Here is a 7,986-nt window from a genome sequence, read left to right on the forward strand (position 1 = left end):
CCTCCTATCTTTTTTTAATTAAATCAAAGGCTCTTTTTTCAGCCTCAAACATGATCTTTTCCTCATCAAGAATCTTTAGCTCCCTCTTTTCCATCAAAACTTTTCCATCCACAATTACCGTATCCACATCTGAAGATAAAGCAGAATAAACCAGGTGAGAAATTAGATTATGCCTTGGATAAAAATGAGGTTTATTAATATTCACAAGAATCAAATCTGCCTTATATCCCTCCTTAATAATTCCAGAATTCTCAAAACCTAAAATCTCCATTCCATTTTTAGTAGCCATATTTAAGGCTTCTTTAGCAGGAATACAAACAGGATCCTTTTCTACTCCCTTATGTAACGTAGCTACTAATCTTATCTCTTCCCATAGATCCAAGTTATTATTACTTGCAGGCCCATCAGTACCAAGACCTATTTTTACCCTTTTTTCTACCATCTTTTTCACAGGAGCAACTCCCGATGCAAGTTTTAAATTACTTTGAGGATTATGAGCCACACCTACCCCTTTTTCAGAAAGTATCTCTATTTCTTCATCATCTACAAAGACACAATGGGCTGCAAGAACAGGAACATTAAAAAGTCCAATTCTATCCATAAGTCTTACTGGAGTCAGACCATAAATGTTTTTGATATTTTCTACCTCCAAGTATGTCTCTGAAAGATGAGTATGAATACTTAAATTCATCTCCACAGCTTTGTTTATGACCTTCTCTAAAAAAGAAGGTGGACAAGTATAAGGAGCATGAGGTGCAAGCATAACCTTAATTCTTCCATTTTCAGCATTGTGCCAATTTTGAGCAAAATTTACCCCTCTATTTAATATCTCATTCTCATTCCCAGAGACTCCTATCATACCCACTGACAAAGAAGCTTTTACACCACTTTCACTTACTGCTTTTGCCACTTCATCCATAAAGAAATACATATCAGCAAAAGCAATAGTTCCCCCTTTAATCATCTCACATATTCCTAAAAGACTTCCCCAATAAACATCCTCGGCCGTTAATTTCGCCTCTTGAGGCCAGATTTTTTCTTCAAGCCACTCCTTAAGGGGAAGATCGTCAGCAAATCCTCTAAAAAGAGTCATGGCAAGGTGAGTGTGAGTATTAACAAGTCCAGGCAAAGCTATTTTATTTTTTCCTTCAATCACGTAATCTATTTTCTCAAAATTTTTATCTTCTGAGATTTCTTTTATAATATCATTTTCAATAAGAATATTTTTATTATTAAGAATATCACCCTCTTGGAAAACACTAACATTCTCAATCAAGATTCTCATAATTTAAGTTCCTCCTTTAATTTCTGAATATTCTCCTTGAAGGGAGGATAAATCACACCTTTATCAGTAACAATGCCGGAAATTAGTTCTGCGGGAGTAACATCAAAGGCAGGATTTAAAGCCGAAATCCCTTCTGGGGTTATTCTTTTATTAACAAAGGAGAGTACTTCTTCTTGTTCTCTTTCTTCAATAGGTATTTCACTACCAGCTTCAAGATTAAAATCAAAGGTAGAAATAGGCGCAGCCACATAGAATGGAATATTGTGATATTTAGCAAGAATAGCGAAAGAATAAGTGCCTATCTTATTTGCCACATCGCCTCTTAAGGTAATCCTATCAGCACCTACAATTACCAGATCTACAATCTTTTTAGAAAAGACATATCCTACCATATTATCAGTTATCATGGTAGCTGGAATATTTTCCTTAGCAAGCTCCCAACCTGTAAGTCTTGCTCCCTGAAGAAGAGGTCTTGTCTCAGTGAAATACACATGAGATATCTTTCCTCTCTTCCATCCTTCCTTAATAATTCCAAGAGCAGTTCCAGGACCAATTGTTGCAAGACTCCCTGTATTACAATGGGTAAGAACCTTTACACCATCTGGTAGTATTTCAGCTCCAAAATTTGATATTGCTATGGATTTCTCTCTTTCTTCATTCTCTATTTTTTTAGCTTCTTCAAGAAGCAAAATTTTTAATTCCGATGGAGATAAGTTTTTATTAGAATTGACCACCTTTGCCATTCTTTCAATAGCAAAGAAAAGATTTACCGCAGTAGGTCTTGATACTGCAAACTCTCCTATAACTTCGTGAACATAGTCAGCAAGATTCGAACCCGTATACTTTATAGCAGCTAAAGTGATACCATAAGCAGCTGCAACTCCAATAGCTGGTGCCCCTCTAATCTTCATCTTTTTAATTGCATCTATTACCTGTTGATACTTGAAACAAAGAATATAATCTTCTTTCCAAGGAAGTTTTGTCTGATCTAAAATGTATAAGATATTATTCTTCCATTCAATTGGATTCATAACAATCCCTTCTCCCTATACTCCTTTAGTGCATTCTTACAAATACAATTTCTCTCCTTAGGAATCTTAGGGATCACTGCTGCAAATAATTTTCTTACTTTTTCAATATTTTGTGTCATAACCTCAAGAACCTCACTGTGAGTTAAAGGATTAGGAGATATACCGGCCGCATAATTAGTCACTAAGGATACAGATGCATAACAGATTTCAAGTTCTCTTGCAAGAATAACCTCGGGCACATTGGTCATACCCACCACGTCTCCGAAGAAAGAATACATTTTAATCTCTGCTGGAGTCTCAAAGCGAGGTCCCTCGGTACATACATAAGTCCCAAAGGGATGAGCCTTTATTCCTATTTCCTTAGATGTCTCATATAAAATATTTCTTAATTCAGGACAATAAGGATTAGTAAAATCTATATGAATTACTTTACCATCATCACCGTTATAAAAAGTATGATCTCTATTCTTAGTAAAGTCAATAAACTGATCAAGAATTACTAAATCCCCTGGAACTAAATTAAGCTTTAAACTCCCCACAGCAGTAGTTGACAGTATTCTTTCCACCCCAAGGCTTTTTAAAGCCCACATATTCGCCTTATAGTTTATTCTATGAGGTGGAACTGTATGTCCTGCCCCATGTCTTGCAAGAAATCCTACTTCTTCTCCCTGATATATCCCTTTTAAAAGCTTTACCTCCCCATAGGGAGTAGAAACCTTAATCTCTTCAGGATTTTCCAAAAATTTTGGATCATAAACACCCGTTCCTCCAATTATTGCAATTCTCATAGGAAATTCCTCCCAACTACATTTTAAAATTGATCCTAAACAAAGAAAAAATATAGTCAATAAAATCATAAATTAGATCCATCAATGTGGTGCCCCTACTTCCTCTTGTAAGGATACTATAGAAGTAGGATGCAGTATCGTAGGTTGCCTTATTTATCTGTTTTTGGGTAACTTTGGAAACATCCTTAAACTGGTCTCCCTCTAAATAAGCTTTTTCTATAGCTTTATAAAAGCGATTCGCATTAAATATACTATCTAAAATATGCCTTGTAGGATACTTAATAAAGGTCAAATCAGAAGTAATTTTAGGATTTATCACCTCGGCATCTTTTTCGTACTTGCTATGAAACTGATCTTCCTTTTTACTTGAATCGGTATGAAGAGGCTGATTTAAATCAGCAATATAATGGGATAGAACTCCAAGCTGAAAAGCAATAAGTCTCCAAGGCTTCCTTTCCTGAATTAGACTAATAATCTCATAATACTTTTCTCTCACCTTTTCAGGACCTCTACCCTTATTCCCATGAACATGGAATATATGATTATCAAAATCTCTATATACTTTATCTGGAGCTACGCTACCCTCAAGAAGCTCATCTAAATATGGCACAAGTTTTCGTTGATATTCTTTTGGCAAAGAATAAAGAGCCTCCTTGACAATTTTTTGATGAGTCTTGGCAGACCATCCAAATATAGGATTTAAAAATAAAATAAAAATAATTAAAAAACTTAAAAAAATTGTCTTTCGGATTATTAATTTCCCTCTCATAACATTAGTTATTTTATCATAAATTTTCAATTTTCTACCTTATTATCCCTTCTATATAGGATTTAAATTCCCTTTTAAAACGATCCTCAGAAAATCTTTTAGCATTCTCCATAATTTTATCCCTTTGAAAATTATCCCTCTCTTTTAAAAATCTCAAAACAGCCTTTTTTAGACTTTCTACATTTTGTTCCTCAAAGAGTATCCCTGTTTCTCCATCAATTACTGTCTCCTTAGCACCACCTCTATTATAGGCTATTACAGGAGTACCACATGCTTGAGCCTCCACAGGTACGATACCAAAATCTTCCTCAGAGGCAAAGATTAAAGCTTGAGCCTTTGCAAGATACTCCTTTACCACATCATCCTCTTGCCAACCCAAAATTTTTATATTTTCCTTTGCCATCTTTTTAATCTTCCCCATTTCTTCCCCATCACCAATCACTACAAGAGGAAGATTTAGCTCGTTAAAAGTTTCTACCACTAAATCTACTTTTTTATATGGAACAAGACGAGAAAGCACCATAAAATAATCCTCTTTCTTATAAGAAGGAAGAAACCTTTCCACATCCACAGGAGGATATATTACTACAGAATCCCTTCTATATATTTTCCTTATTCTATTTGCTACGTTTTGAGAATTGGCAACAAAATAATCTACCCTATTAGCACTTGAAACATCCCATATTCTTAGATAATGAAGAATAGGCTTCACAAATATACCCTTAATACCATTTTCTAATTTATGTTCCTTTAAGTACGGAAAATATAGATCCCAAATATATCTCATGGGAGTATGACAATAACAAATGTGGATCTGATAAGATTTCGTTAATACTCCTTTTGCTACACAATGACTACTAGAGATAACAAGATCATATTTAGACAAATCAAATTGCTCAATAGCTAAGGGCATAAGAGGTAAATAGTAAGAATATTTTGTTTTTGCAAAAGGAAGTCCACTAATAAAGGAAGAATAAACCTTATTATTTATCCCTAATTTTCTGAGGGTATCCTTTAAATAAACAAGAGTATAAACATCAGCATCAGGAAAAAGCTCTAAAATTGCCTTTAATACCTTCTCAGCACCACCTATATTAACGATCCAATCATGGACAACTGCAACTCTCATAAGACATCTATTCCTCTATAGGAAATAAAATAGCCCTTACAGGAGAGCCCTCTCCACCCTTAATCTTTAAGGGAAGAGCCATCATGAAATACCTTCCCTCTTTTATTTCTAAAAGATTCAAACCTTCTATAATCCCTATTTCTTTACCTAAAAGTATCCTATGCACTTCTCTGCCCTCATCTCCTCTTGGACCTATAGATAAATAGTCTATTCCTATGGTCTTTACATTCTTGTCCGCAAGATATCTCGCAGCCTCAAGTGACAAACCAACATAATCATCGTGGAAAATGTTCTCTTTTAAAAGTAAAGAATTTTTTGTTTTAAAAAGAATAATGTCTCCCTCTTCAATAGGCAAAGTCTCAATATCTTGTAAGAGAATCTTATTAGGATTTTTTATTTCAAAGACCTTAGCAAAACCATAGAATCTGGATATATCAATATTTTCAAGAGTTTTGCCATGGTCAAGAAAATGGTAAGGCGTATCTATATGGGTTCCTGTGTGAGACCCTAAAGTTATCTTTGAAAGATTTGCATTCTTACCTTCCGATATTTTTGCTACCCATTCCCTTTGAAATTTAGGATCATTGGGCCAAAAAAGCATATCCTCATGAATTAAAAGACTCACATCTATGGGCTTATCCCAAAGAATTTTCATTTCAAAATCCTCCCTGCTAAGATATAGTCATACTATAATCATAGCAAAAATTATGGTATTATTAAAATATGCTTCTTCCTATAGATTCCTTAGGAATAATACTTACATATAAGTGCTCATCAAGATGTAGACATTGTTTATATGCTTCAGGTCCCGAGTGGACGGACTTTATAAGTAGAGAATACTTAGACTCGCTACTCAATGGAACTAAGAAAATATGGAAGGACTATACTCCTCCCCCCGATAAAAATATACTATTCCATGGTATTCATTTTGCAGGAGGAGAGCCCTTCTTAAATTTCCCTCTCCTACTTTATGCAGTAAAAAAAGCAAAAGAACTTGGTTTATACATAGGTTATGTGGAAACCAATGCCAGCTGGTGTATAAACAAAGAAGATGTATATGAAAAATTCTCCCTTCTAAAATCATCAGGCCTTCCTAAAATATTTATAAGCTGTTCTCCCTTTCACGCAGAGAAAATTCCATTAAAGAGAACTCTTCTTGCTATAGAAACTGCCTTAGAAGTATTTGGACCCAAAAACGTTATTGTATACATGGAGCACTTTTTAGGAGAGATTGCAAAAATTGATATTGAAAACTCTATACCATTAGAAAAATGGATAGAAATTTATGGGGAGAAAATGGCTGGGTATATCTTTTGGGAAGGCTATGCGTTAATTCCAGGAGGAAGATCAGGCTTCTACTTAGGACATTTATTTAAAAAATATTCGGCAGAAGTTTTTAGGGAAGAAAATTGCAGATTTGAAATCTTAGAATCTCAACATGCTCATTTTGATCTCTATGGAAACTATATTCCATATTTTTGTGGAGGATTATCCTTAGGCAAAATAGAAGACCTAGAAGAATTCTATGAAAACTTTGACTTGGAAAAACTTCCTTTTGTAAAAATCTTAGTAGAAGAAGGTCCCTATGGACTTATGAAATATGCAGAAAAATTTGGATTTAAAAAATCACAAGAGGGATATGTAGGCAAATGTCACTTATGTGTAGATGTAAGAAGATATATAAATGAAATCTTCCCCTTCTCTCAAGAGCTAAATCCAAAGAATTTTTATAAATATCTTATTTAGGGAGGGAATGAACTTTTATGAATTGGCTTGAGATATTTAAAGAAAAAGGAGCATTTTTAGAGGGGCATTTTTTGCTTTCATCAGGACTTCACAGTCCAAACTATCTTCAGTGTGCTCTTATTCTTCAATATCCTGACCTTTCTGAAAAAATTGCCAAAGAAATTGCTGAAAAAATTCCAAAGGACTTACAGATAGATGTAGTAGTAGGACCTGCTCTTGGAGGAATAATTGTTGCTTATGAACTTGCAAGAGCATTAAAAGTGAGAGGAATTTTTGCAGAAAGAGAAGAGGGAAAAATGAAATTAAGAAGAGGTTTTAATATAAATCCTGGAGAAAAGGTTCTTATATGTGAGGATGTAGTAACTACAGGCGGATCTGCGTTAGAGGTGGCAGAGTTGGTAAAGGAGTATGGAGGAGAAGTGGTAGCTTTTGCCTGTATTGTGGATAGAAGTGGCGGAAAAAAAATCTTTGATGAACCTTTATACTCTTTGATCCAATTGAAACTTGATACTTATAAACCCGAGGAATGTCCCTTGTGTAAAGAGGGGGTACCCCTTGTAAAGCCAGGAAGTAGAGGATTAAGATGATAAAATTTTGGTTGTAGTCAGGAGACTTGGTAAAGAGGATTTGAGAGAGGAGAACGTGTTTTCTTTTTGTGTAAAATTGATTTGAAAGTCGTTTAATATCATAATGTTTATAACTTACAGATCATTTTTTCCCTATCTAACTATTATTTTAACTTCTTCCTCTGTTAAATCATAAAGTTTATAAACTAATTTATCTATTTCTTTTTCAAGTTCTTTAACTTTTGCTTGTTTTTGTGGATTCTGGTCGTAGTCAGGGGATTGGGTGAGGGAGAGGATTTGGGAGACAAGATTTTCTATCTCTTTTACTATGTGATGGTTTTGGGGAGTGATGGGAGGAATTGGTGCATTCTCTATATAGATTTTCGCTCCATAGCTGCCTTCTCCTAAAGTAGCAGCAGATAAATTTATCCAATAAGCAATGGCTTTTGAATTTAGCAAACCAATTAAATATTTCAGATTTTTGCCTGTAATCATAAATGTACTGTCTAATACAAAATAATTAGGCAAAACATAAGAAAAAATAATTTGATATGTTATTCTATTCCACACAATCTTTTCCTTTTCAAATTCAGGGTAGTAGGCGCAATCCCTGAGTTCCCACCAGTAATCGCCTTGGTCATCACGATTTAAAAGTCCTTTTCTTCTGCCCTC

9 protein-coding genes are annotated in these 7,986 nt (G+C 34.5%); 2 read left to right on the forward strand and 7 right to left on the reverse strand.

Going from position 1 to position 7,986, the window contains the following annotated elements; genetic code table 11:
• Positions 1-4: 4 nt before the first annotated feature.
• Genes ACP5QL_RS07940 through ACP5QL_RS07965 form a run of 6 tightly spaced genes read right to left on the reverse strand, consistent with a single transcriptional unit; the run spans position 5 to position 5,657 of the window.
• Positions 5-1,285, reverse strand: a complete 1,281-nt coding sequence (locus ACP5QL_RS07940; protein ID WP_012583295.1) for an amidohydrolase — start codon at positions 1,283-1,285, stop codon at positions 5-7.
• A complete protein-coding gene (gene mtnA / locus ACP5QL_RS07945; RefSeq protein ID WP_012583294.1) occupies positions 1,282-2,316 on the reverse strand; it encodes an S-methyl-5-thioribose-1-phosphate isomerase in 1,035 nt (344 codons plus the stop codon). Before mtnA ends, ACP5QL_RS07940 begins: the two co-directional genes overlap by 4 nt.
• Positions 2,313-3,104 (reverse strand): S-methyl-5'-thioadenosine phosphorylase, encoded by a 792-nt coding sequence (gene mtnP, locus ACP5QL_RS07950; protein WP_012583293.1) that lies wholly within the window; start codon positions 3,102-3,104, stop codon positions 2,313-2,315. The genes mtnA and mtnP overlap by 4 nt, the downstream gene beginning before the upstream one ends.
• Before the next feature lie 16 nt (positions 3,105-3,120).
• Complete coding sequence (locus tag ACP5QL_RS07955) at positions 3,121-3,873, reverse strand: zinc dependent phospholipase C family protein (RefSeq protein WP_428126772.1); 753 nt, start codon at positions 3,871-3,873, stop codon at positions 3,121-3,123.
• Between the two features lie 34 nt (positions 3,874-3,907).
• Positions 3,908-5,002, reverse strand: a complete 1,095-nt coding sequence (locus ACP5QL_RS07960; RefSeq protein ID WP_273334225.1) for a glycosyltransferase family 4 protein — start codon at positions 5,000-5,002, stop codon at positions 3,908-3,910.
• Between the two features lie 7 nt (positions 5,003-5,009).
• Positions 5,010-5,657: a cyclase family protein gene (locus ACP5QL_RS07965; protein WP_428126746.1), complete on the reverse strand. Its 648-nt coding sequence runs from the start codon at positions 5,655-5,657 to the stop codon at positions 5,010-5,012.
• Between the two features lie 68 nt (positions 5,658-5,725).
• Here ACP5QL_RS07965 and ACP5QL_RS07970 point away from each other — a divergent pair, with 68 nt between their 5' ends.
• Together ACP5QL_RS07970 and pyrE are read left to right on the forward strand one after the other, a co-directional pair.
• Positions 5,726-6,748 (forward strand): radical SAM protein, encoded by a 1,023-nt coding sequence (locus tag ACP5QL_RS07970; RefSeq protein ID WP_012583289.1) that lies wholly within the window; start codon positions 5,726-5,728, stop codon positions 6,746-6,748.
• Between the two features lie 17 nt (positions 6,749-6,765).
• On the forward strand, positions 6,766-7,335 hold the full coding sequence (gene pyrE / locus ACP5QL_RS07975) for an orotate phosphoribosyltransferase (protein WP_428126757.1): 570 nt from the start codon (positions 6,766-6,768) through the stop codon (positions 7,333-7,335).
• A 132-nt stretch (positions 7,336-7,467) separates the two neighbouring features.
• Here the strand turns inward: pyrE and ACP5QL_RS07980 are convergent.
• Positions 7,468-7,986: TaqI-like C-terminal specificity domain-containing protein (locus tag ACP5QL_RS07980; protein ID WP_428126765.1), on the reverse strand; the 519-nt coding region annotated here is incomplete at its 5' end.

Origin of the sequence: Dictyoglomus sp., from assembly GCF_049968615.1 — a bacterium.
GTDB lineage: Bacteria > Dictyoglomota > Dictyoglomia > Dictyoglomales > Dictyoglomaceae > Dictyoglomus > Dictyoglomus turgidum.